At 64.9% G+C, this 23,705-nt stretch carries 21 protein-coding genes and 2 pseudogenes; 12 read left to right on the top strand and 11 right to left on the bottom strand.

Features of this window, described 5'->3' with window-relative positions:
- Positions 1-30 precede the first annotated feature (30 nt).
- The 4 genes from odhB (at position 31) to B0G69_RS16370 (ending at position 4,703) form a co-directional block, all read left to right on the top strand.
- Positions 31-1,305 carry a 2-oxoglutarate dehydrogenase complex dihydrolipoyllysine-residue succinyltransferase gene (odhB, locus tag B0G69_RS16385; RefSeq protein WP_121318605.1) on the top strand — a complete coding sequence of 425 codons (1,275 nt, stop codon included), beginning with the start codon at positions 31-33 and terminating at the stop codon, positions 1,303-1,305.
- Positions 1,306-1,456: 151 nt separating this feature from the next.
- Positions 1,457-2,887, top strand: a complete 1,431-nt coding sequence (lpdA, locus tag B0G69_RS16380; RefSeq protein ID WP_121318603.1) for a dihydrolipoyl dehydrogenase — start codon at positions 1,457-1,459, stop codon at positions 2,885-2,887.
- Between the two features lie 89 nt (positions 2,888-2,976).
- Entirely contained in the window at positions 2,977-4,074 is a 1,098-nt protein-coding gene (gene zapE, locus B0G69_RS16375) for a cell division protein ZapE (RefSeq protein ID WP_121318601.1), read from the top strand.
- Positions 4,075-4,244: 170 nt separating this feature from the next.
- The gene (locus tag B0G69_RS16370) at positions 4,245-4,703 is read left to right on the top strand and encodes a transposase (protein WP_121318599.1); all 459 of its coding nucleotides are present in this window, start codon (positions 4,245-4,247) and stop codon (positions 4,701-4,703) included.
- A gap of 170 nt (positions 4,704-4,873) precedes the next feature.
- On the opposite strand, the gene B0G69_RS16365 is transcribed toward B0G69_RS16370, so the two are convergent.
- Positions 4,874-5,359 carry a DUF2147 domain-containing protein gene (locus tag B0G69_RS16365; protein ID WP_121318598.1) on the bottom strand — a complete coding sequence of 162 codons (486 nt, stop codon included), beginning with the start codon at positions 5,357-5,359 and terminating at the stop codon, positions 4,874-4,876.
- 254 nt (positions 5,360-5,613) lie between these two features.
- Positions 5,614-6,197: pseudogene (locus tag B0G69_RS16360) on the bottom strand (ShlB/FhaC/HecB family hemolysin secretion/activation protein); the annotation flags it as partial.
- A 2-nt stretch (positions 6,198-6,199) separates the two neighbouring features.
- On the opposite strand from B0G69_RS16360, the pseudogene B0G69_RS16355 reads away from it, so the two are divergent.
- Both B0G69_RS16355 and B0G69_RS16350 read left to right on the top strand, forming a co-directional pair.
- Positions 6,200-6,417 (top strand): annotated as a pseudogene (locus B0G69_RS16355) (helix-turn-helix domain-containing protein); the annotation flags it as partial.
- Between the two features lie 46 nt (positions 6,418-6,463).
- A complete protein-coding gene (locus B0G69_RS16350) occupies positions 6,464-7,180 on the top strand; it encodes a DUF2968 domain-containing protein (protein ID WP_121318596.1) in 717 nt (238 codons plus the stop codon).
- A gap of 247 nt (positions 7,181-7,427) precedes the next feature.
- Here the strand turns inward: B0G69_RS16350 and B0G69_RS16345 are convergent, their stop codons facing one another.
- The gene (locus B0G69_RS16345; protein ID WP_121318594.1) at positions 7,428-7,631 is read right to left on the bottom strand and encodes a hypothetical protein; all 204 of its coding nucleotides are present in this window, start codon (positions 7,629-7,631) and stop codon (positions 7,428-7,430) included.
- 262 nt (positions 7,632-7,893) lie between these two features.
- Between B0G69_RS16345 and B0G69_RS16340 the strand changes: the two genes are divergently transcribed.
- Complete coding sequence (locus B0G69_RS16340) at positions 7,894-8,109, top strand: hypothetical protein (RefSeq protein WP_121318592.1); 216 nt, start codon at positions 7,894-7,896, stop codon at positions 8,107-8,109.
- A 32-nt stretch (positions 8,110-8,141) separates the two neighbouring features.
- On the opposite strand, the gene hfq is transcribed toward B0G69_RS16340, so the two are convergent.
- The gene (gene hfq / locus B0G69_RS16335; RefSeq protein WP_121318590.1) at positions 8,142-8,642 is read right to left on the bottom strand and encodes an RNA chaperone Hfq; all 501 of its coding nucleotides are present in this window, start codon (positions 8,640-8,642) and stop codon (positions 8,142-8,144) included.
- A 307-nt stretch (positions 8,643-8,949) separates the two neighbouring features.
- Between hfq and B0G69_RS41420 the strand changes: the two genes are divergently transcribed.
- From B0G69_RS41420 to B0G69_RS16315, 5 genes are all read left to right on the top strand, one after another.
- Positions 8,950-9,093 carry a hypothetical protein gene (locus B0G69_RS41420; protein ID WP_199731232.1) on the top strand — a complete coding sequence of 48 codons (144 nt, stop codon included), beginning with the start codon at positions 8,950-8,952 and terminating at the stop codon, positions 9,091-9,093.
- A gap of 13 nt (positions 9,094-9,106) precedes the next feature.
- Positions 9,107-9,652: a sigma-70 family RNA polymerase sigma factor gene (locus tag B0G69_RS16330; protein WP_121318588.1), complete on the top strand. Its 546-nt coding sequence runs from the start codon at positions 9,107-9,109 to the stop codon at positions 9,650-9,652.
- Complete coding sequence (locus B0G69_RS16325) at positions 9,649-10,518, top strand: anti-sigma factor (RefSeq protein ID WP_121318586.1); 870 nt, start codon at positions 9,649-9,651, stop codon at positions 10,516-10,518. Before B0G69_RS16330 ends, B0G69_RS16325 begins: the two co-directional genes overlap by 4 nt.
- 99 nt (positions 10,519-10,617) lie before the next feature.
- Positions 10,618-12,195, top strand: coding sequence for an FAD-binding oxidoreductase (locus tag B0G69_RS16320; protein ID WP_121318584.1), 1,578 nt, complete (start codon positions 10,618-10,620; stop codon positions 12,193-12,195).
- 55 nt (positions 12,196-12,250) lie between these two features.
- A complete protein-coding gene (locus B0G69_RS16315; protein WP_121318582.1) occupies positions 12,251-12,679 on the top strand; it encodes a hypothetical protein in 429 nt (142 codons plus the stop codon).
- Here B0G69_RS16315 and B0G69_RS16310 read toward each other — a convergent pair.
- The 7 genes from B0G69_RS16310 to B0G69_RS16280 all read right to left on the bottom strand — a co-directional run bounded on the left by B0G69_RS16310 (position 12,676) and on the right by B0G69_RS16280 (position 23,593).
- Positions 12,676-13,701 (bottom strand): DUF1571 domain-containing protein, encoded by a 1,026-nt coding sequence (locus B0G69_RS16310; protein WP_241991335.1) that lies wholly within the window; start codon positions 13,699-13,701, stop codon positions 12,676-12,678. The genes B0G69_RS16315 and B0G69_RS16310 overlap by 4 nt on opposite strands.
- 90 nt (positions 13,702-13,791) lie before the next feature.
- Positions 13,792-15,636, bottom strand: coding sequence for an AMP-binding protein (locus tag B0G69_RS16305; RefSeq protein ID WP_121318580.1), 1,845 nt, complete (start codon positions 15,634-15,636; stop codon positions 13,792-13,794).
- Positions 15,637-15,772: 136 nt separating this feature from the next.
- The gene (locus B0G69_RS16300) at positions 15,773-17,074 is read right to left on the bottom strand and encodes an acetyl-CoA C-acetyltransferase (protein ID WP_121318578.1); all 1,302 of its coding nucleotides are present in this window, start codon (positions 17,072-17,074) and stop codon (positions 15,773-15,775) included.
- A gap of 156 nt (positions 17,075-17,230) precedes the next feature.
- Complete coding sequence (locus B0G69_RS16295) at positions 17,231-18,175, bottom strand: MaoC/PaaZ C-terminal domain-containing protein (RefSeq protein WP_121318576.1); 945 nt, start codon at positions 18,173-18,175, stop codon at positions 17,231-17,233.
- Positions 18,176-18,177: 2 nt separating this feature from the next.
- Positions 18,178-19,614: a 3-oxoacyl-ACP reductase gene (locus B0G69_RS16290; protein WP_121318574.1), complete on the bottom strand. Its 1,437-nt coding sequence runs from the start codon at positions 19,612-19,614 to the stop codon at positions 18,178-18,180.
- Positions 19,615-19,784: 170 nt separating this feature from the next.
- The gene (locus B0G69_RS16285) at positions 19,785-22,283 is read right to left on the bottom strand and encodes an acyl-CoA dehydrogenase (protein WP_121318572.1); all 2,499 of its coding nucleotides are present in this window, start codon (positions 22,281-22,283) and stop codon (positions 19,785-19,787) included.
- A gap of 395 nt (positions 22,284-22,678) precedes the next feature.
- Positions 22,679-23,593, bottom strand: a complete 915-nt coding sequence (locus tag B0G69_RS16280; RefSeq protein ID WP_121318570.1) for a TetR/AcrR family transcriptional regulator — start codon at positions 23,591-23,593, stop codon at positions 22,679-22,681.
- Between the last annotated feature and the right edge of the window lie 112 nt (positions 23,594-23,705).

Here is a 23,705-nt window from a genome sequence, read left to right as displayed (position 1 = left end):
GTCACCCGATACGTATTCAGGATATTCATAATGGCTATTGTTGAAGTCAAGGTTCCCCAGCTTTCCGAGTCGGTCTCGGAAGCCACGATGCTGCAGTGGAAGAAGAAGCCCGGCGAGGCTGTTGCTGTTGACGAAATTCTCATCGAAATCGAGACCGACAAGGTCGTGCTCGAAGTGCCGGCACCCTCGGCCGGCGTGCTCGCGCAAATCATCTCGAACGACGGCGACATCGTCGTCGCCGATCAGGTGATCGCGAAGATCGACACGGAAGGCACCGCAGGCGCCGCGGCTGTCGAAGCTGAAGTCAAACCGGCTCCGGTTGCCGCTGCGGCCGCCGCACCGGCGCCGGCTGCGCAAGCCGCTGCCGCCACGGGTTCGAACACCGCTGCTTCGCCGGCTGCCGGCAAGCTGATGGCGGAGAAGGGCCTGTCGTCGGGCGACGTCGCCGGCACCGGCCGCGATGGCCGCATCACCAAGGGCGACGTGCTGACCGCGGGCGCCCCGGCTGCCAAGGCAGCACCCGCACCGGCTGCCGCACCGAAGGCTGCGAAGCCGTCGCTGCCGGACGTCAAGGCGCCGACATCGGCCGACCAGTGGCTGAAGGACCGCCCGGAACAACGCGTGCCGATGTCGCGTCTGCGCGCGCGTATCGCCGAGCGTCTGCTCGAGTCGCAGCAAACCAACGCCATCCTGACCACGTTCAACGAAGTGAACATGGCACCGGTGATGGACCTGCGCAACAAGTACAAGGACAAGTTCGAGAAGGAACATGGCGTGAAGCTCGGCTTCATGTCGTTCTTCGTGAAGGCGGCGGTTCACGCACTGAAGAAGTTCCCGTTGGTGAACGCGTCGATCGACGGTAACGATATCGTCTATCACGGCTACTTCGACATCGGTATCGCTGTCGGGTCGCCGCGTGGTCTGGTGGTGCCGATCCTGCGCAACGCGGATCAACTGAGCCTTGCCGACATCGAGAAGAAAATCGCCGAATTCGGCCAGAAGGCCAAGGACGGCAAGCTGTCGATCGAAGAAATGACCGGCGGTACGTTCTCGATCTCGAACGGTGGTGTGTTCGGCTCGATGCTGTCGACCCCGATCATCAACCCGCCGCAATCCGCCATTCTGGGCGTGCACGCGACGAAGGAACGCGCTGTGGTCGAAAACGGCCAGATCGTTATCCGCCCGATGAACTACCTGGCGCTGTCGTACGACCACCGCATCATCGACGGCCGCGAAGCGGTGCTGTCGCTGGTCGCGATGAAGGACGCGCTGGAAGATCCGGCGCGCCTGCTGCTCGACCTGTAATCGCCGTCCCGGCGTCGCCGGCTTGTTCGCCTGGGTTGATATCAGGCAAGCCGGCGCCACCTGAGTAGTACGTCTTTAGCATTCCGCAGTACAGGAACGGCACGCGCCACGAAACGTGGCCGCGCGCCGTTCCGTTATCAAAAGGATTGTCATGTCCAAAGAATTTGACGTCGTCGTGATCGGCGCAGGCCCTGGCGGTTATATCGCCGCCATCCGCGCAGCGCAGCTCGGCAAGACCGTCGCATGTATCGAAAAGTGGAAGAACCCGGCCGGCACGTTGAAGCTCGGCGGCACGTGCCTGAACGTGGGTTGCATTCCGTCGAAGGCGCTGCTTGCGTCGTCGGAAGAGTTTGAAAACGCATCGCATCACCTCGCGGACCACGGCATTTCCGTGGAAAACGTCAAGGTCGATATCTCGAAGATGATGGCCCGCAAGGACGGCATCGTCGAGAAGATGACCAAGGGCATCGAATTCCTGTTCCGCAAGAACAAGATCACGTGGCTCAAGGGCCACGGCAAGTTCACCGGCAAGACGGACGCCGGCGTGCAGATCGAAGTGAGCGGCGAAGGCGAAACCGAAGTGGTCACGGCGAAGAACGTGATCATCGCGACGGGTTCGAAGGCGCGCCATCTGCCGAACATTCCGGTCGACAACAAGATCGTCTCCGACAACGAAGGCGCACTGGCGTTCGACACCGCTCCGAAGAAGCTGGCCGTGATCGGCGCCGGCGTGATCGGTCTCGAACTGGGTTCGGTGTGGCGCCGTCTAGGCGCGGAAGTGACCGTGCTCGAAGCGCTGCCGGAATTCCTCGGCGCGGCTGACCAGGCGCTCTCGAAAGAAGCGGCCAAGCAGTTCAAGAAGCAGGGTCTCGACATCCAGGTCGGCGTGAAGGTCGGCGAAGTGACGACGACCGACAAGAGCGTGTCGATCGCCTACACGGACAAGGACGGCAACGCGAAGACGCTCGAAGCGGACCGCCTGATCGTGTCGATCGGCCGCGTGCCGAACACCGACAACCTCGGTCTCGAAGTGATCGGCCTGAAGGCCAACGAGCGCGGCTTCATCGACGTCGACGACCACTGCGCGACGGCGGTGCCGAACGTGTACGCGATCGGCGACGTGGTGCGTGGTCCGATGCTCGCGCACAAGGCCGAAGATGAAGGCGTGCTGGTCGCCGAGATCATCGACGGTCAGAAGCCGCACATTGACTACAACTGCATTCCGTGGGTGATCTACACCGAACCGGAAATCGCGTGGGTCGGCAAGACGGAGCAGCAGTTGAAGGCGGAAGGCCGCGAAGTCAAGACGGGCCAGTTCCCGTTCATGGCGAACGGGCGCGCACTGGGCATCAACAAGGCGGATGGTTTCGTCAAGATGATCGCCGACGCGAAGACCGACGAACTGCTCGGCGTGCACATCATCTCGGCAAACGCATCGGACCTGATCGCGGAAGCCGTGGTGGCGATGGAATTCAAGGCGGCGTCGGAAGATCTCGGCCGCATTTGCCATCCGCACCCGTCGCTGTCGGAAGTCATGCGCGAAGCGGCGCTGGCCGTCGACAAGCGCGCGCTGAACATGTAATCACGCGCACGCCTGACTGAACGTACTCTGGCATCACCACAAAGGCGGGCGGGTTCAATCCCTCCCGCCTTTCTTTTTGCAGCAACACCATGAACGTCACCGAATACTACGAAAAAGAACTGCAGACGCGCGGATATCAATCGGACCCGGCGCAACGCGCGGCGGTCGACCGGCTGCAGCGGTGTTATGAAGAGTGGGTCGAGTACAAATCGCGCCGCTCGAATGCGTTCAAGAAACTGATCAATCGTCCGGACCTGCCGCGCGGCGTGTACATGTGGGGCGGCGTCGGGCGTGGCAAGAGCTTCCTGATGGACAGCTTCTACATGATCGTGCCGCTGCATCGCAAAACACGTCTGCATTTCCACGAGTTCATGCGCGAAGTGCATCGCGAGCTGGAAGACCTGAAGGGCATGGCCGATCCGCTCGACGAACTCGCGCGCCGGATCGCCAAGCGCTACCGCCTGATCTGCTTCGACGAATTCCACGTGTCGGACATCGCCGACGCGATGATCCTGTATCGCCTGCTCGACAAGCTGTTCGAGAACGGCGTGCAGTTCGTGATGACGTCCAACTACGATCCGGACACGCTGTATCCGGACGGCCTGCATCGCGATCGCATGCTGCCGGCCATCGAGCTGATCAAGGAAAAACTCGACGTGATCAACGTCGATGCGGGTATCGACTATCGGCAACGCACGCTGGCGCAGGTGGAGGTGTATCACTCGCCGCTCGGCGCCACCGCCGACAAGGCGTTGCGCGACGCGTTCGCGCGCCTCGCCGCGGTGCCCGACGAAAGCCCGCTTCTGCACATCGAGAAGCGCGAGTTGAAGGCGCTGCGCCGCGCGGACGGCGTCGTGTGGTTCGACTTCTCGACGCTATGCGGCGGCCCGCGCTCGCAGAACGACTACCTCGAACTGGCGAGCCGCTTTCACGCGGTGATCCTCTCCGGCGTACCGCAGATGTCAGCGCGTATGGCCTCGGAAGCACGCCGCTTCACGTGGCTGATCGACGTGTTTTACGACCACAAGGTCAAGCTGTTGATGTCCGCGGCGGTGCCGCCCGAGCAACTGTATGTCGATGGCCCGATGGCCAACGAATTCACGCGCACGGTGTCGCGGATTGTCGAGATGCAGTCGAAGGAGTACCTCGATACACCGAGACGGATCGTCGATACGTCGCTGACCTGAGTTGATCCTGGCCGGCCTCGGTCGCGCGAAGCAGGGGGGCGGTCAAGTTAAAGCGTGAGCAATATAAATCGGCCTGCTCACACGTTGTGTTTTCAAGATTCAGATTGATCCGATATTGCCCGTGCGGGCAATTGGCTATCTTTTGTTGCTGGTCTGATAAAGGAGAAGCCATGAATCCGCACCACGATATCACTGATGAAGAATGGCAACGTGTCGCGCCGTTGCTGCCGGAACTGCGTCCGCGCTCAGAGTTGCGTGGACGGCCGCTAGCCAATACCCGCTCAGTACTCAACGGGGTACTGTGGGTCATGTACAGCGGTGCGACCTGGTCGGCCATGCCGCGCCGCTACCCTTCGTATCAAACGTGTCATCGCCGCTTCAAGATCTGGTACGAATCCGGCGTGCTCAAGCGCGTGACGGATCAACTGCTCGGCACGGCGAGCGAAGAACTCTGCAATCTGATGGAATCGCGTATGCGCAGGCACGTGAGCGCGGCAGACAAGCGCGCCGTAGCGGCCGGCGCGGCTGTCGTACCTGCTGCCGCGCCGGCCGTGTACAACCCGGCGCGAGGCAACCCGCTGCCGTCGTCGCCGTTCGCCTACACATCGCCTTTCAAGCATGCCGCATGACGGCTTCCACCGGTTTCACGCAACAGAAAGAAACGGCCGCGCGATGGCACTCGCCGGCCGCTTCTTTCGCACGCTTCTTTTGCACACTTCTTTTGCATTCAGCCAGACGAGCGTGCGAGCCAAAGTTCATCTAGCTGAAAACTCGGGCCAATGCTCAAAAACCTGGCACCCTATTGCTGACGAACCCATGTTTGCGAGCGGCCCAGCAGCGCCACGCCAATATAGCCGCGCACCACCAGTTTGTTGCCACCATCTTCCAGGTGCATCTTGCACTTGTAGAGCTTGCCGTTTTCCGGGTCGAGAATCTGTCCGTGGTCCCAGCCGTCGCCGTCCTTCTTCATGTCGCTAATGATGGTCATGCCGAGAATCGGTTGATCCTTGCGCGCGTCAGTACATGCCGTGCAGCGGCGGTCCGGCTGATCGTTCGCATTGAGACCTTTGATCACCTTGCCGCTCAACTGACCGCTGCCATCGTCGGTGATCTGCACGAGCGCTTTAGGCTGACCGGTGTGATCGTCGATGGTCTTCCACGTGCCCACCGCCGTGTCGGTCTGCGCCATGGCCGTTGCGGCTCCGGCAAGCAGCACACCGGCGAGCGCAGCGTGTCTGGCCGTGCGAAGCGCGATGGCGCGAGCGCGTTGAGTGAATTGCGTCATTGTTTCCTCCTTGATAAAAGACGGCGCGATCATGGTCGCGCGGCGTTATTGGCATCTCGGGCGGTTATCGGGTGATGTCTGCCGTAATGCCTCGTCATGCCTCTCAGGTCTGACTGCGACCCGGGCGGCGATCGGCAACTCGCGGCCTGCCTGCTGGCAGGTCGCCGGCCGCATCGTCAGCGCAGAATACGTGAAAGCGCGCGCGCCGTTTGATAGGGGAGCCTCTAAACAGCGCGCGCCGCTTGCGCGGAGCGTCAATTCAACTGGTAGGAGGAGGTCGCGTCGATGCGCGGGCGGTGCGAAGCGCTTTCGACCGGCGCGCCGCCGCCGCCTTCGCCACCGACAGATCGAGGCTGTGGTACTTCGCGTCCGAAATGCGCAAGCCGAACGCAATCGACGAGAGCCTCGACGGCGACGGCGTGTCCGCGCGCAGATAGACGCGCGCCATATCGAACGAGACATACGGCGTGAAGGTGCGCAGATAGGTGAAGCCGAGCGCGAACGCGCGCTTGACTTCGAACATGGCGCCCCAGCCCGAATCGCCCGATGCTTCGCCCGTTTGATAACCTTGCGCGAACCGCTGCGCGCAGAACGAGATCTGCTCCGGGGTCGGCAGCGAAACCGCGCTGTACTGCCGATGACCGGGACCACAGTGCCGATTTTCAGCGGCCAGTCGTTGGTCTGCGAGAAGCTTGCCCCCGGTCTTCACGCAATTGATCGACGCCGGATTGGTGACGGTCGCGCCGGGCACGTTCGAGTCGCCCGATTTCGACACGCCCAGAACGTCGAAGGCCTTCGACACGCTGATGCTGGCCCGGCGCACCTGCCCGGTTTGCATGCAGTCAGCCGGTGCCGGCGGAGAGTGTGGCCGAGGTGTTGGTGAACCGCAGCAAATGGGATATGGCGGAACGCAACCGCGTGCTGGCCGCGCTCGATGCGAACGGTCGGCGCCGCCAGGACACGGCGCCTTACCTGGGTATCAGCCGCAAGGTCTGTGGGAGAAGATGCGTAAGTACCAAATTTTCGATCAAGAGCCCGAAACGCGCAAAAGTGAGTAATAATCGAAAGTTGCACTAAAACAAAAACTGTTCAAGCAGGAAATACATGGACCGAAAGTCGAAGGTACGGCAGATTGCCCTCGCCGCATTCATCGCATGGGGAGCCGCGCAAGGGGCTCAGGCTCAGGCAGTTGAGACCAATGGTGGGAGCGCTGCTGTCGTTCCCGAGCCGGGCACGACCACCGCGTTACCGGCCACTGTGCCGGGCGGACAGGCGGAGACCACAGCACTGACCCCGGACGAAAACCGGCAGTCCGCCGCAGGCAATGTGGCGGAATTGCAGCAGATGATCCATGGGTCGGAGCTCAGCGAATTGCGCACCACCTACAACGGCAGTTATGGCGCGAGCATGCTGTTTTACGGCAAGGAGATGACCTACTACATCGCGCTGTTCCAGCAGAAAAATTTCTGGCGCGTGATCAAGACGCAGGATGCCGCGCGTGCCGACATGATTTACAAGGATTTCGCGCGTCAGACGGTGCAACTGTCGGACGTCGAGATTCGCCGCACACAACTCGAGGCGCAGAAGGCGTTCACGCAGCGGATGATCGCGTTGTCGCAGGACCGTGCGAGCCGCTTGCAGGCCGACCTCGAGATCGCGCGTCAGCAACAGAGCATCGTCGCGACGCAGCAGGAACAGAAGCGTGCCGAAACCACCGCGCTGGCACAGCAGAAGCTTGCCGCGCAAGACCAGTTGCGCGCCGCGCAGCGCCAGGTGCGCGAGCTTCAGCGTCAGCTGGAAAGCGGGCTGCCTTCGCATTGAGGATCGTCGGATGGGAAGGGCGGGGTGGAGCGCCGCCTGACTCATCGGCGGGGACGCTGTTTTCGGGTATTGAGGCGGTGGGGTATTCGCCGCCTGTCAGCGCGTTTGGCGTCCTTTCCTGGTCATGCTCACGGTGTTCGTTGCAGGCGCGGCGTCCGACCTTCTGAAGTAGGCGTTCCCTACGTGATCTTCGGCGAGTTTGCTGCGCGCCTCACATCCTCACCCACTCTCCGATCACCACCGGCTTCTAATGCCGCCTCTTTCTCGTTTCCGACGACACCGCCTCGCCCGGCGCGTGATGCGGATCTGTCAAATCGACGGCAATCGGGTCGCTCGCCGGAAAGCTTTCCTCCAGCGCTTCATCAAGACGGCGATCGGCCGACTGAGCCGACTGCGGCGTTTCCCTCGGCTGAGAAATCACCTGTGATGCGACATGCTTCTTGCTGGTCATGACATGCTCCGTTGGAAGAGAGTCGACTATTCAGCATAGCGCAAGCATGCACTCGACACAGAGCGGCATGGGCATATAAACATCATTTGAAACCGCCCAGCATCGATTCGTTTTCCGTGTGTCGCCAGACAGCGAAGCGGCAAAACAAAAGCATCAGCCGGCCGCGTGGCCCGGCATGGCAGACGGCATCGTGCGAACCGGCAGGCGCCCCGCTCGGGAGGAGAGCAGACAGGCTCAGCCAACCACAAGGCAGCGAACGAACATGGACGGGAAGCAACCTTTGCGCGCGCGGCGCCTGAGCGCCTCACACGTCGTGGAAGCGGAGCTGGACCATCTGGATTGGGCAACCAAACAACCGGCGCTGCGCATGCTGGACGCCGTATACTGGCGCCGTCGCGTGCTGGCGGTCAAATGCAGATTCGAGCTGACAGAGAAGCAGGTGATGCAACTGGAAAAGATTTTGCAGCGGCTCGGCTAGCCGACGTCGTAGCCGAGCGCCGCGGCGGCGGTTTATTCGTTGCCGCCGTTGTTGCCGCCGACATTGCCGGAGCTGCCGCCATGATTGCCGCCGCCGTGGTTGCCGCCGTCACCACCGGTGCCGAACAGACGCCGGCGGCGTGTCACGACCACCGGAGCGTCGGCGTTGCCGCTGTTGCGATCGGACGAAGGGCGGTCCGACGATGCGCCGTACGACTCGCGCGGTTCACGTGGCTCCCGATGATCGCGGGGCTCACGCGAGCCATGCGGGCCGCGCGTGGTATGTTCGCCATGCGAGGGACGCCCCGCGCGCGGCGCCGGACGCGTGCCGGTGTCGAGCTGGATTGTCGAGATCGCGCGCTTGTAGATGCCTTGCAGGCCGACAGGCGTGCGCAGCATCACCAGGTACTGATCGAACGACTCGATGCACCCGGTCAGGCGAATGCCGTTGACAAGGTAAATCTCGACGCGCTTTCGTTCTTTGCGCGCAGCGTTCATGAAGTCGTTTTGCGGGTGCGATTCTGCGGAAGCCATGGACAATTCAGGTTAGAAAGACGGTGGTTCGCCGCAATTCTACCCTGTGTGGGGGCAGAACGCGCTGGGTGGGCGAACTGCGTCCACTATAACGGCTTGCGCGCGCGGAAGCATGCGATAACTATTGACTGTAACGTTGAGTTACGAATCTGCTGAGCAATGGCGGAAAAAGAGGGGTGGACCGCGCCCACGCGGAATAAATCGTGGGGCGCGTGCGTTTAGTTCATACATGGCAGCGTTGCATTCCGCGCGCGGCCGGCCGGCTTCCGGCAACCTTTAAAGCCGGACGCTCCTCAGGAGACTCACCATGAAAGCATCCCGCATTGTGTCCGCGTTCCTCGTGTTGCTGGCGCTGGCATTCGGTTCGCTCGCGACGAGCGGCTGCACCTCCGCGACCGACAACAGCGCGTCGGGCACCAGCGGCAACAGCAACGGCGGCGGCGGCTACTGAGCTTCGTCGCGGGGTGAATTTCGAAGCGGAAGTGATCGCTTGGCTCCCGCAGTTGCGCCGCTATGCGCGCGCGCTGACGGGCGACCGCGCCTGGGCCGACGATCTCGTGCAGGATACGGCGGAGCGAGCGCTTGCGCGCTGGTCGGCGTTCCGGCCCAACAGCAACTTGCGCGCATGGCTGCTGACCATCCTGCGGCATCTTTATATCGATCAGTTGCGCGGCCGCCGAGAATTCGCCGTCGACGACGAAAGCGCGCCGTGGCGCAATCTAGAAGCGCCGCAAGGCGAGGTCGACGGTCTGGTGCTGCGCGATCTGCAGCGCGCGCTGTATTGCCTGCCGGTCGAGCAGCGCGAAGTGCTGCTGCTGGTTTGCGTCGAAGAGCTGTCTTATCAGGAAGCGTCGAGCGCGCTCGGCGTGCCGATCGGCACGGTGATGTCGCGGCTCTCGCGCGCGCGTGAGCACCTGCGCGTGCTGTTGACGGAAGGTCCGGCTGAAGGGGCGGACAAGGGTCCGGCACGCAAGACCGTGCCGTTGAAAGTGGTGAGAAATCCGTCATGAATAACGACGACTACGATTCCGGCCTGCCCGAAGGGCTCGATCTGCGAGCGCTGTCGGCGTTAGTTGACGGTGAATTGCCGGGCGCGCGGCGCGCCGAGATCGAGGCGCAGCTGGAGCGGCATCCGCAGGCCGCCGCGCGGGTGGCCGCGTGGCGCGCGCAGAAAGCCGCCTTGCGCGCGCTGTGCGGGGTGCCGCAGCGCAGCGGCCGCAGCGAACCGCAGGCGCGCCATGAGCGGCATGAGCGCACCGGGCTTCCCGACGCCGACGAGCCTGCCTTCATCGTGGTGCGCCGCACGCCGCCGTGGTGGCAACGCGTGGGCATCGCGGCGTGCTGGCTCGCGGCCGGCGCGGGGCTCGCGCTCGCGTTGGGACCGCTTGCGCCGCGCCTGACGGGCGGCGCGTGGGGCGGCCTGGGCGGGCAGCCGCCGAGCTTCGCTCAGCGTGCCGACATCGCGTACGCGGTGTACACGCCGGAGCGGCGTCATCCGGTGGAAGTCGCCGCGAGCGAAGAGGAGCATCTGATCAGCTGGCTGTCCAAACGGCTGAACCGGCCGCTGTCGGTGCCGTCGTTGCAGGAGTATGGTTACTCGCTGGTGGGCGGTCGATTGTTGCCCGGCGAAGCGGGCCCGGCCGCGCAGTTCATGTACGAGAACGGCAGCGGCGCGCGCCTCACGCTATACGTGACCGGCACCGCGCGGGACGAAACCGCGTTCCGCCTGTTGCGCGACGGCAACCGCCGCACCTTCTACTGGATCAATGACGGCATGGGCTATGCGCTGTCCGGGCAGATCGCGGAAGGCAAGCTGCGCTCGATCGCGATCGACGTGTGCAGCGCGCTCGGCGGCAAGCCGGAGGCCTGGCAGTAGCGGCCGGCACGACCGACTGCGAGAAGCGGGCGAGCGCACAACCGGCCCGCCCGCGAAAGAGACCAACCGCCGCGTCCCTCATCCGCTGGAGAAAACGCTTTGCCGCCGACTCTGCCACCGAACGTTTCCGCCGCGCAGTTCGATCGCGCGCTCGCCGGCTGGCGTGCGATCGTCGGCGATGCGCGGGTGGTGACGTCCGCAGCGGGGCTCGCCGCGTATCTCGATCCATTCGCGCCCGGCGAGCGCGCGGCGTTCTCGGCGAGCGCCGCGCTGCTGCCCGCTTCGGTCGACGAGATTCGCGCGGTGCTGCGCATCGCCAATCAATATCGCATTCCGTTGTGGACAGTTTCGACCGGCCGCAACTTCGCCTACGGCGGCGCGGCGCCGCGTCTCGCGGGATCGGTCGTGCTCGATCTGCAGCGCATGAACCGCATCGTCGAAGTGAACGAGACGCTCGCGTACGCGCTGGTCGAACCGGGCGTCAGCTACTTCGATCTGTATGCGCATCTGCGCGACAAAGGCTACAGGCTGTGGGTCGATCCGCCCGCGGCCGGTTGGGGCAGCGTGGTCGGCAATACGCTCGAGCGCGGCTTCGGCTACACCGACTACGGTGACCACGCCGCGACGCAGTGTGGCATGGAAGTGGTGCTCGCCAACGGCGACGTGCTGCGCACCGGCATGGGTGGGATCGACATCGGCACTGCATGGCAGCTGTACCAGCCGGGTTACGGACCCTCGTTCGATGCAATGTTCATGCAGTCGAACTACGGCATCGTCACCAAGCTCGGGGTCTGGCTGATGCCCGCGCCGCCCGCGTATCTGCTCGGCGAAATCCAGTTTCGTCAGGAGGCCGATCTCGAAGCGATCGTGGAGATTCTGCGGCCCTTGCGGCTCGATGAAACGATCCGCAACCACGTGGTGATCGAAGGCGGCTTGCGCCGCGCGGCGGGTTTGTCGGCGCGCGCGCAGTGGTACGAAGGCGAGGGCGCGATGCCCGAGAGCGCGGTGGCCGCGATGCTCGACAAGCTGAACGTCGGCCGCTGGAATCTGCATTTCGCGCTGTACGGCACGCCCGAGCTGATCGACGCGCGCTATGCCATCGTGCAGCGCGCCTTCGCGCGCGTGCCGCAGGCGAAGTTCTTCGCCGCGCGTTATGCGGGCGACGCACAGCCCACCGGCGGCGGCGAGCGCAACCTCGCCGGCATTCCCGCGATGACCGCCTTCCGCATGCTCGACTGGCGCGGCGGCGCGGGCGCGCACGTGGACTTTGCGCCGGTGTGTCCGGCGACCGGGCGCGACGCGTTGCGTCAATATACGATGGTCAAGGCGCGCGCCGCGGAATACGGCTTCGATTACTACGGCGGCTTCACGGCGGGCGTTCGGCATCTGCATCACATCTTCGCGGCGATCTTCGACCGCGACGACGTGAACCAGGTCGAGCAGGCCGGCGCGCTGCTGCGCTCGCTGATGAGCGATACGCGGGCGGCGGGCTATGGCCAGTACCGCGCGCATCTCGCGTACATGGATTTCGCCGCGGCCCAATACAGCTTTAACGATGGCGCGCTGCTGCGGCTGTCGGAAACGATCAAGGACGCGCTCGACCCGAACGGCATTCTCGCGCCGGGCAAGCAGGGCATCTGGCCGCAAGCATGGCGCGGGCGGCGCGGCTATACCTGACGGAGGGCGAGCGCATCTGCGCGACGCGCCATACACACAGCGGCAGGACTCCGATATGGACCGACGCACTTTCATGATGACCGGCGCATGGTTGTCGACCGTGGCAGGCGGCGCATGGCCGTGGCTCGCGAGCGCGGCTGCGCAAAGCGGCACGCTGGCGATCGTCGACTCGACGCTGGCTTGCGGCCCGTCGTTCGCGCGATACGCGGCGCACATGAAGCTGCCGCTTTTCGACACCGGCGAGGACATCGGCGCGCTCTGGTACACGACGCTCGCGCCGCTTCTCGATCAGAATCCGATGGGCGCGCGGCGCGCGTTGATCGGCGTGACACGCGCCTGCGACTACTTCGTGCTCAAGGAACTCGCCATCCGATCAGCGCATCTGGCCGAACCCAGTCACGCGCAGCGCGGCGGAGCGGCCGCGCGGCACGCGCACGTCGCGTTCGCATTCACGCCGCGCAGCGCGCGCCGAAGTGGCACTTAGAACTTGTACGCCTTGTTCTTCGGATCGAAAGTCGCGTCGTCGAAGCTCTTCGGTGTGATCGTTTCGAAGACGATCCGCTCGAACAGGTTGCCGGCGTTGTCGTAAGACTCGACGGTGCGGAAGTACGGATGCCGAAGGTCGAGCCCGAGCGTTTCCTTCTTTGCGTAGAACTGCGGCTGGCCGGTGGGCGTTTCGAACGTGAAGGTCACCACGCGCACGCCGTCGAGCGTTTTGACTTCCACCTGGGTCGAGCGCGGCAAGCCGGCCTCGATGTATTTCTTGCCTTCGGCCAGGTATTGGCTGGCGATGTACTCGGTGCCGAGATCGCGCAACCGATGGTTCGATTGCGAGCGCGCGAGCGTGCCGTCCAGCGAGGTCCACAACGGCATCACGTTCATGATGCCGCCGAGGTGCCCATACATTTCGTCGCTGCGTTTGGACTCGTCGTAAAGGATTTCCTGGCCCGCATGGGCGCCGTCGGGCAGCCACTTCGCGTAGATCCGCAGCGGGTCGCGCGTGAGCCGCACGAGCATGTGATCGGGCTTGTCGGGCCACTGGCCGCGAATGCGTTCCGAGCGCGACATGGTGAACTCGTACGACGGGTAGCCGTTCGGCCCTTCCTTGATATAGCGCGGCAGCGCGAGCGGATCGAGCGACTGGAACAGCGCGACCAGTTGCGCGTCGTCGAGCTTCTCCAGCGCGCCGCTCCGTTGGGCGGCGCGCAGCCATTTGACCTGCTGATCCAGCGTGAGCTTGCCGACCTGCGACGATGGCGTGGCAGGCGCCTTGACGGCGCTGGCGGCATCGAGCGGGGGCGGCGTGTCGTCGTTCTGCGCGAACGCTGCCGGCGCCGGGGAGAGCACCGCAGCGAGCGTCACGGCGGCAATCGCCGCGCGTGTCACAAACTTGCGCGACTGCACCGCACACGAAGACGCGGCGCTCCACCGCGCGAGCGCCGCCATCCTCCCGAAGCGCGTGAAGGCCGCAAGGCGGCATGAGCGTGCGGGCAGGCGGTGCGTCATGAATCTCTCCGTAATGTCGCGCGGGGCTCACGCGAGGCCCACGCGAGGCTCACGCGAGCGCGCGCCGGTCGCGCAAAAGCGCATTGCCTGTCAGGCAGGCTTTTGCTTCGCGAGTTCCTCATCGCGCAGCGCGCGGCGCAGAATCTTGCCGACGTTGGTTTGCGGCAACTCGTCGCGGAACTCGACCAGCTTCGGCACCTTGTAGCCGGTCAGATTCTTGCGGCAATGCGCGATCACCTGTTCGGCGGTCAGCGACGGATTGCGCCTGACGACGAACACCTTCACCCGTTCACCCTGCGCCGCGTCGGGCACGCCGATTGCGGCCACATCGCGCACATCCGGAAGCGCGGCGATCACGTCTTCGACTTCGTTCGGATAGACGTTGAAGCCCGACACCAGGATCATGTCCTTCTTGCGGTCGATCAGACGGATGAAGCCGCGCGAGTCCATCACGCCGATGTCGCCGGTGGCGAGCCAGCCGTCGTCGTCGATCGCCCTGGCGGTTTCTTCGGGGCGGTTCCAGTAGCCTTTCATCACCTGCGGTCCCTTCACGCACAGCTCGCCCGCTTCGCCGATGCTGGCCCAGCTGCCGTCGTCCTTTCTGAAGCGCACGTGCGTGGACGGCGCGGGCAAGCCGATCGAGCCTTCGAAGTCGCGCATGTTGTTCAGATCGACCGGATTCATCGTCACGATCGGCGAGCACTCGGTGAGCCCGTAGCCTTCGATGATCGGTTTGCCGGTCACGGCCTTGAAGCGGTCGGCCACCGCTTTTTGCGTGGCCATGCCGCCCGCCATCGCGAGCTTGAGGTTCGAGAAGTCGCGCTTGCGGAATTCTTCGTTGTCGAGGAACGCGTTGTAGAGCGTGTTGACGGCGGTCATGCCGGTGAATGTCTCGTGGCGGATGATCATCATCACGCGCTTCATGTCGCGCGGATTGGCGATCAGGATGTTGCGCCCGCCGAGTCCCATGAAAATCAGCGCATTCACGGTCAGCGAGTAGATGTGATAGAGCGGCAGCGGCGTGAGCACCGTTTCGATGGCGCCGTTCAACTGGTGCTCGGACCACGCCTTCGCCTGCAACAGATTGGCGATCATGTTCCTGTGCGTGAGCATCGCGCCTTTCGCGACCCCGGTGGTGCCGCCGGTGTACTGCAGGAACGCGATGTCCTCGTGCGTGGCGCGCACCGGCGTCAACGGCCGCGAGTAGCCGCTCGAGAGCGCGTCGAGCAGCGGCACCGCCTGCGGCAGGCGGTATGCGGGCACCATCTTCTTCACGTGCCGCAACATGAAGTTGAGCAGACGCCCCTTCAGATTCAGGCCGTCGGCGAGCAGGTCGCCGAGACCCGTCACGATCACGTTTTTCACCTTGGTGCCGGGCAGCGCGTCTTCGACGGTCTTCGCGAAGTTCTCGAACACGATGATGGTTTGCGCGCCACTGTCCTTCAGCTGATGCGCGAGTTCGCGCACCGTGTAGAGCGGATTCACGTTGACCACCACCGCGCCGGCCTTCAGCGCGCCGAACAACGACACCGGGTACTGGAACGTGTTCGGCAGCATGATCGCGACGCGCTCGCCGGGCTTCACGCCGATACTTTGCAGATACGCGGCGAACGCGGTGGCCTTGCGGCCCAGTTCGCCGTACGTCAGATTCGCGCCGACGCTTACGTACGCGACCCGCTCGCGGAACCGCGCGATGCATTCGTCGAAGAACTGCACGAGCGACGCATATTGCGTGACGTCGATGTCGTGCGGCACCTCCGCCGGATAGGACGCGTACCAGATGCCGTCGGTGTTGGGCGCGCCGTGCGCGGCGGCGTTCGGCGTCACATCCGGCGTGCGCGCGGCCGGTGCCGATGCGGATGCTTCGCCCGCGGCGTGCGCCGCTGCCGCGGGCCCGGCGGCGGACGGAAGAGCGGCTTGAGTAGGCTGGGTCATGGGTCGTCTCCTGAAGCCGTAGCTTCATCTGTTTGTGTGCTGGTTTCGTGGCCGGTCATCGAAGCAAGCTAAACACGCGGTCGGCAGCGAGTGAAGCGGAATGCGCCGTAAATCAATGCAGAAACGTCCGCACGGTTCAGCGTTCGAGAATCGCGACCACCCCTTGGCCGCCTGCCGCGCAGATCGAGATCAGCCCGCGCGCGGTGCCGGCCGGTTTGTCGAGTTGCGCGAGCAGCTTCGCGAGGCCGGCGACGATGCGCCCGCCCGTCGCCGCGAACGGATGACCGGTCGCGAGCGAGCTGCCGTTCACGTTCAGTTTCGTCCGATCGAGCGCGCCGAGCGGGCCGGCGAGGCCCAACTGCGTGCGGCAATACTCGTCATCCTGCCACGCCGCGAGCGTGCATAACACCTGCGCGGCGAAAGCTTCGTGGATTTCGTAGAAATCGAAGTCCTGCAGCGTGAGGCCCGCGCGCGCCAGCATGCGCGGCACCGCATAGACGGGCGCCATCAGCAGGCCTTCCTTTTTGTCGAAAAAGTCGACGGCGGCCGTCTCCGACCAGCTCAGATACGCGAGTACCGGCAGCCCGCGGCGAGCCGCCCAGTCCTCGCTCGCGAGCAGCACGGCGGAGGCGCCGTCGGTGAGCGGTGTCGAGTTGCCGGCGGTCAGCGTGCCGGCGTCGCGATCGAACACGGGTTTCATGCTCGCGAGCTTTTCGAGCGTCAGATCGGCGCGCAGGTTGTTGTCGCGCGCGAGGCCGCGGTACGGCGTCATCAGATCGTTGACGAAGCCGCGCGCGTACGCTTCGCCGAGCTTGCGATGGCTCTCGTAGGCAAGCACGTCCTGCGCCTCGCGTGAAATGTTCCAGCGCTTGGCCATCAGTTCGCAGTGCTCGCCCATCGACAGTCCCGTGCGTGGCTCGCCGTTGCGCGGCAGCAGCGGCTTGAAGAACATGCCGGGGCGCAACTTGGCCAGCGCGCCGACGCGCTGGCCGGCGCTCCTGCCGCGGTTCGCTTCGAGCAGGATCTTGCGCATTTTTTCGTTGACGCCGATCGGCGCATCGGACGTCGTGTCGACGCCGCCCGCGATGCCCGCGTCGATCTGCCCGAGCGCGATCTTGTTGGCGACGAGAATCGCCGCTTCGAGGCCGGTGCCGCAAGCCTGCTGCACGTCGTAAGCGGGCGTTTCCTTCGCGAGCGTCGTGGACAGCACCGCTTCGCGCGTCAGATTGAAGTCGCGCGAATGCTTGATCACCGCGCCCGCCGCGACTTCGCCCAGGCGCTCACCGTGCAGTTCGTAGCGGTCGATCAGCCCTTGCAGCGTGAAGGTCAGCATGTCCTGATTCGACGCGGTCGCGTACGCGGTATTCGAGCGGGCAAACGGAATCCGGTTGCCCCCGACGATGGCGACGCGGCGCACGGCGGCTAGCGGGTGGGACATGCTCGGCTCCTTCGGGTCGTGTTCTGGTTATCGAGTAATGCGAACGGTGCTGCCGATGTCGGCGTGAGCCGATCGGCGATCGCGACCTCCTGATACAACAACGAATGCCGGCGGCTTTAATTCCACTGCGCGCCCGCGCAAAAACAGGCTCGTGCGTCATTGCAGCCGCCACTGCATACGGCCGCGCAAATGCGGCTTTTCTCCGGCGATGTCGCGCACCTCGATATCGCGTTCGATCAGCGACGGCGACGCGCTCCACAACGATGCTTCTCCGGGCAGCAGCAGCGGCAGCTTGAATTCGGCGCTGAGCGTGGCTTCGGCGAGCGGCTTCGGTGGTTGCAGCGCGGAGGCGGCGCGCGCGAGCGTCCACATCCCGTGCGCGATCGCGCGCGGAAAGCCGAACGCCTTCGCCGACAGCGCGGTGAGGTGGATCGGGTTGTAGTCGCCGGACACGCTCGCGTAGTCGCGGCCCAGTTGCGGCGCGAGCTGCCAGCGCGACATGCGTTGCAGCGCCTGCGGGCCGAATTCGAGCGGATCGAGCGGGTTGCCGCTCGCCGGCACCGCACGTTTCAGATAGACGCTGTCACCGTCCCACACGGCCTCGCCGCGCCGGTACATGCGGGTGTGCAGCACGAACGCCTGACCCTTGTCGTGACGCAGCAGCGCGCCGAATTCCACCTCCACGCGCAGCAGGTCCTTGTACGTGAGCGGGCGGCGCAGCCGCACGTGGTTGGCCAGATGCACGAGCCCGAGCGCGGGCCACGGAAACGCCGGATCGGTCAGCATCAGCAGATGCAGCGGAAACGCGAGCAGATGCGGATAGGTGAGCGGCACGCCATGCTCGGGAATGAAGCCGCACACGCGCGCATAACGCCAGACCGGCCCCGGATCGAGCGCGACGGCGGGGCGCACGAGGCGCAGCGGCGGCAATTGCGGGGCGTGCGTTGAACGCCCACGCTTGACGATGCCCGACAACGCGCGCGCATAGAGCTTCGCCGGCGCGGGCAAGGTTTCGACGACGACGGTTTTGAGCCGCACCGCATCAGGCCGCGTGGCGCCCGAGATAAGACCGTCTCCGAACGGGTCGCCCGGTTCACGCATGGTCACGCTCCAATGAGGCTTTGTCCGCACACGCGCACAATCTGGCCAGTGACGCCGGCCGACCCCGGATGCGCGAGCCACGCGATGGTCTGCGCGACGTCGACCGGCTGGCCGCCCTGGCCCAGCGAATTCATGCGGCGGCCCGCTTCGCGGATCGTCCACGGAATCTTCGCGGTCATCTGTGTTTCGATGAAGCCGGGCGCGACCGCGTTGATCGTGATGCCGCGCGCACGCAGTTGCGGCGCCATGCTTTGCACCCGGCCGATCACGCCGGCCTTCGAGGTCGCGTAATTGGTCTGGCCGGAATTGCCCGCAATCCCGCTGATCGACGACACGCCGACGATCCGGCCGCCGTCGCGCAGGATGCCGGCGGCGAGCAGCGCGTCGTCGATGCGTTCCTGCGCGCCCAGATTGATGTCGATGACGCTTTGCCACGTCGCCTCGGTCATCTTCGCGATGGTCTTGTCCTTGGTGATGCCGGCGTTGTGCACGACGATGTCGACGCCCTGTTCGTCGAGCGCGGCGGCGATCTGCGCGGCGGCTTCCGGCGCGGCGATGTCGAACGCGAGGGCGGTGCCGTTCAACTGGCGCAGGGTCGCGTCGAGCGCATCGCGCGCGGACGGGATGTCGATGCCGATCACGTGCGCGCCTTCGGCCGCGAGCACGCTCGCAATCGACGCGCCGATGCCGCGCGCGGCACCGGTCACGAGCGCGCGCCGGCCCGCGAGCGGCTGCGACCAGTCGAAGGCGGGCACGGTGGAGGCGCTTGCGGCGTCGGCTGGGCGGCCTGCAGCGCCTGCGTCGATGCGCACCACCTGGCCCGATACGTAGGCCGAACGCGGCGACAGAAAAAAGCGCAGCGTCGCTTCGGCGCCACCCTCGGCGCCTTGCGCGACATACACGAGATTCGCCGTGATGCCGCGCCGGGCCTCCTTGCCGAGCGAACGCGTGAGGCCTTCCAGCGCGCGTTGCGCGGTCCACTGACGCGGGCTCGCGCAGGTTTCCGGCGGCCGCCCGAGCACGACGATCCGTGCGCACTTGCCGAGCGAGCGCAGCGTGTCGTGAAAGAACCCGTGCAGCGGCGCCAGATGACTGCTGTCTTCGATACCGCTCGCGTCGAACAGCAGCGCGGCGAGCTTGCCTTGAGAGCCGGCTTCGGCGGATTCGAAGCGCCCGGTCATCAGGCCATGCCGATGCGCGAGCGGCACCCACAGGCCGGCGCTTTCATGCGCAACGCTCGTCACGCCGATGCTCGCGACCAGGTTCGCGAGCACGTCGAGCAGCCGTGGCTCACGGCCCGCGCCGATGGCGACCAGACCGTCGAACTCGGGCCGGTCCGCGCGATAGCGGCGCAGCACCTCGGGCTTCGGCAAGCCGAGCGAGCGCGCGAGGCCCGCGCCGAACGGCGAGTTGACGAACTTCAGATACGAGTCGTTCATGTTTTTGGTTGCTCCGCTGGAGGCGCCCCCGGGAAGTCCCCCGAGGGGATGCCCCAACGACCGAAGGAAGCCCTGTGGCATCGGACCTGTGTCAGTGTGCACTGAGTTGGGCGTATCCGGTGGGGCGTCCCACGATGTTTTTTCACGCGCCAAGGCTTGCATTCGGGCACTCAGGCCGCGAGTTCAAGCGCTTTGTCGAGCGTCTCCTTGCGTTTTTGCAGATTGGCGAGCATGTCGAAGTCGGCCGGGAAGTCGTCGACCTTCACGACCTGCGCGTCATAGTGGGCGTAGTCGTCGAGCACGCGCCGCTCGTCGGCGTCGATCAGGCCTTGCTGCGCGGCCGCTTCGGTCCAGGCCGCGAGGTGCGCGAGGCTTTGCGGCATCGGAGCGAGCAGGCCTTGCTTGACTGCGTCGCGCAGCTTCTGGTCGATCTGCGTGAAGCGCGGGTTCAGCTCGAACACGAGCTCGCCGTAGCCGAGCGCGTCGACGTCCGGATGCGGCACGTACGAGTCGGACACGAGCCGCTCGCGCGCTGCGCCCGGCGTTTGCATCAGTTCGGCGATTTCGCCGCCAAGCCGGTCCGACGGCTCGCGATACGGCAGGCCGAACGGGAACGCGAGCACCCGCACGAGGCCCGCGGCGAAGCGGTTCGGGTAGTTCGCGAGCACGCCGTCGAGCGCCTGCTGCGCCTTGTACAGCGAATCCTCGACGCCCCAGCGCACCAGCGGCAGATCGTCCTGCTGACGGCCTTCGTCTTCGAAACGCTTGAGCGTGGCGGAGATCAGGTACAGCTGCGAGAGCACGTCGCCGAGTCGCCCGGAGAGGCGCTCACGGCGTTTCAGATCGCCGCCGAGCACGAACATCGAGACGTCGGCGAGCAGCGCGAAGGCGGTCGAGATGCGGGTGGCCGCGCGGTAATACCCGTGCAGGGGCGCGTGAGCGGCACGCGGCTTGACGATGAACGCGCCGCCGGTGACGCCGTACACGAAGCTGCGCACCACGTTCGACAGCGTGAAGCTGACGTGGCCGAAGAACGCCGTGTCGAAATCGCGCAGCGCCTTCGCGTGATCCGTCTCGCGCGTCGCGGCCATTTCCTTCAGCACGTACGGATGACAGCGAATCGCGCCCTGGCCGAAGATGATCAGGCAACGCGTGAGAATGTTCGCGCCTTCCACGGTGATCGAGATCGGCACCTGCTGATAGGCGCGCGCGAGAAAGTTCGACGGCCCCATGCAGATGCCCTTGCCAGCGACGACGTCCATGCCATCGTTGATGACCATGCGGGCCCGCTCGGTGATGTGATACTTCGCGATCGCCGAGATCACCGATGGCTTTTCGCCGAGGTCCACCGCCTGCGCGGACAGGCGGCGCGCGGCGTCCATCACGTACAGGTTGCCGCCCATGCGGCCGAGCGCTTCCTGCACGCCTTCGAACTTGCCGACGGCGGTGCGGAACTGGCGGCGAACCGCGGCATACGCGCCGGTGCCGCGCACGGCGATCTTCGCCATCCCGACATTCGACGACGGCAGCGAAATCGCGCGGCCCGCCGCGAGACATTCCATCAGCATGCGCCAGCCGTTGCCGACCTGCGCGCGTCCGCCGATCACCCAGTCGAGCGGAATGAACACGTCCTTGCCGGAGTTCGGGCCGTTCTGGAACACCGCGTTCAACGGCCAATGACGCCGGCCGATGTTCACGCCGGGGTGAGCGGTCGGAATCAGTGCGCAGGTAATGCCGGGTTCTTCGTCGCCGCCAAGCAGGCGGTCGGGATCGAGCGCACGGAACGCGAGACCGAGCACGGTCGCGATCGGCCCGAGCGTGATGTAGCGCTTGTCCCACGTGAGGCGAAAGCCCAGCGTTTCGCGGCCGTCGAACACGCCCTTGCAGATGATGCCGACATCCGGAATCGCGGCGGCGTCGGAGCCCGCATAAGGACTCGTCAACGCGAAGCAGGGGATTTCTTCGCCGCGCGCGAGGCGCGGCAGGTAGTGGTTTTTCTGCTCTTCGGTGCCGTAGTGCATCAGCAGTTCGGCGGGGCCGAGCGAGTTCGGCACCATCACCGACACGGCCGCGGCCGAGCAGCGTGTGGCAAGCTTCATGATGACCTGCGAATGCGCGTACGCGGAGAACTGCTTGCCGCCGTATTGCTTCGGAATGATCATGCCGAGAAAGCCGCACTCCTTGATGAACTGCCAGGTTTTCGGCGACAGGTCCTGCCAGACCATCGTGGTTTCCCAGTCGTTCGCGAGGTCGCACAACTGCTCGCATTCGACGTCGAGGAAGGCCTGCTCTTCGGCGCTCAGCGTGGCTGGGCCGTAGCCGAGCAGCGTGTCCCAATGCGGGCGTCCCGAGAACAGTTCGGCGTCCCACCAGACCGTGCCGGCTTCGATCGCGTCACGCTCGGTCGGCGACATCTCCGGCAGGATCTTGCGGAAGATCTCGAGCACCGGTTTCGTCAGCCACGCGCGGCGCAGCGGCTTGAGCGCGAGCACGAGGGCAGGGAGGACGAACACGATCGCGAAGAGCGTCGTGAGAATGGGACCCGCCGCCCCGCTAAGGTGTGCGGCGGCCACCCAGACGATCATGACGGCCAGCCACCACGACACGCGTGCCTGAATGTAGACGAGCGCGAGAGCGGCAATGACGAGCACCAGGATGAACCACGGCATGACGTTTACTCCTGTTTCGATGGTGTGGGCGAACGCGTCCACGAGGCGCGGACGCGTTCGCGTTCCTGTAGATCTTCCGCGTCTTCTACATGGGGCGGTGTGGGGGCTTCCCCGTGCGCCCTGGGTGTTTCGAGCCGTGCCTGCGTCGGTAGCGAATGGCGTTCCTGACGCAGTCCATAGTGTTGTCTTCGTGTTGTCCCTGTCGCTGTCTGGCCGTGTGTGTCCTGTAGCCTGTCATGGCGGGCTCGATGCCGGTCGGCCGGGCATCGACTACCGTTATGAAACTTCGGCATCCTTGCCATATTGCGCGGTGGCTCGCGCGATCTGGCAACATCTTTATGCGCCGATGCAGACCGCCCGCGACGGCGCCACTCGCATCGACCCGTGTTTCGCCTTTATGCCGAGCCGTGCAAAGCGGACCGGAACGAAGCCGCTTCGATGTTGCCGCCACGGCGTTCAACCTCTGACGAACCCTCCGCCGACGTACCCATGCCGCTTTGCATTTGCGGTGCAGCCGAGGTTGGGTCTGCATGCGGCGATCGGTACTCGCCGACGCGCTCAGGACCGCCCTCGGCGCAAGGTTGCGCACCACCTTGCGTATCGCCTTCGCTCGCATCGCCGAGCACGGCCGCGAACGTGGCCAGTTGCGAACCGTCCGGCAATGGCGCCTTGAGCGCGGCCACCATCAGCGACGCAAGACGTGCGATCAACTGCAGGTCGTTCATCGACTTGCCCTGCGAGAACTCGGAAATCAGGCTGTCGGTATCGGTGCCGGCCAGCACGCCCGACAAAGCCCCGATCGCGAAGTGCAGCCGCCAGCCGAGTTCCTCGCGCGGCAGATGCGGCAGCGCGCGCTGGAAGGCATCGAAAAAACGCACGGCCACCGACGCGTAATGCCCGTTCAGAAAGTCGCGAATGAATGACGACGGGTCGGTATAGGCGCGCCCGAGCAAGCGCAGAAAGGCCTTGCCGCCGACGCGCGGATCGCGTGACAGACGCAGCGCCGGAATGAACATCGCGCCCAGCACGTGCTCGCAGGTCAAACGCGCGCCGAGCATCGCATCGAAGCGGTCGAGCAGCTTGAGCCGTTCGTCGTTGAGCTGGTCGAGGCGGCGCGAGAGCATCGAATGAATCAGCGATTCCTTGCTGCCGAAGTGATAGTTGACCGCTGCGAGATTGACTTCGGCGCGCGAAGTAATCTGGCGCAGCGACATGGCCTCATAGCCGCATTCGATGAATAGCGTTTCGGCGGTGTCGAGGATGCGGGACTTTGTATCGCCGGCATGCCGGCCTGTTGTGCGAACTGCCATGTTGCGTCTCCCGGTTGCCGGGCGCCCGGCCCGCAAACAAGCGATTCAAATCGAAATTTGAAACAGTCGTTTTTTTCAGGATAAGGAAGGAGGGTTCGTGCGATCAAGGGGG

It is taken from the genome of Paraburkholderia sp. RAU2J (assembly GCF_003634845.1).
GTDB lineage: Bacteria > Pseudomonadota > Gammaproteobacteria > Burkholderiales > Burkholderiaceae > Paraburkholderia > Paraburkholderia fynbosensis.
Note: the sequence above shows the minus strand (reverse complement) of the source record. Positions and strands in the feature narration are given on the sequence as shown.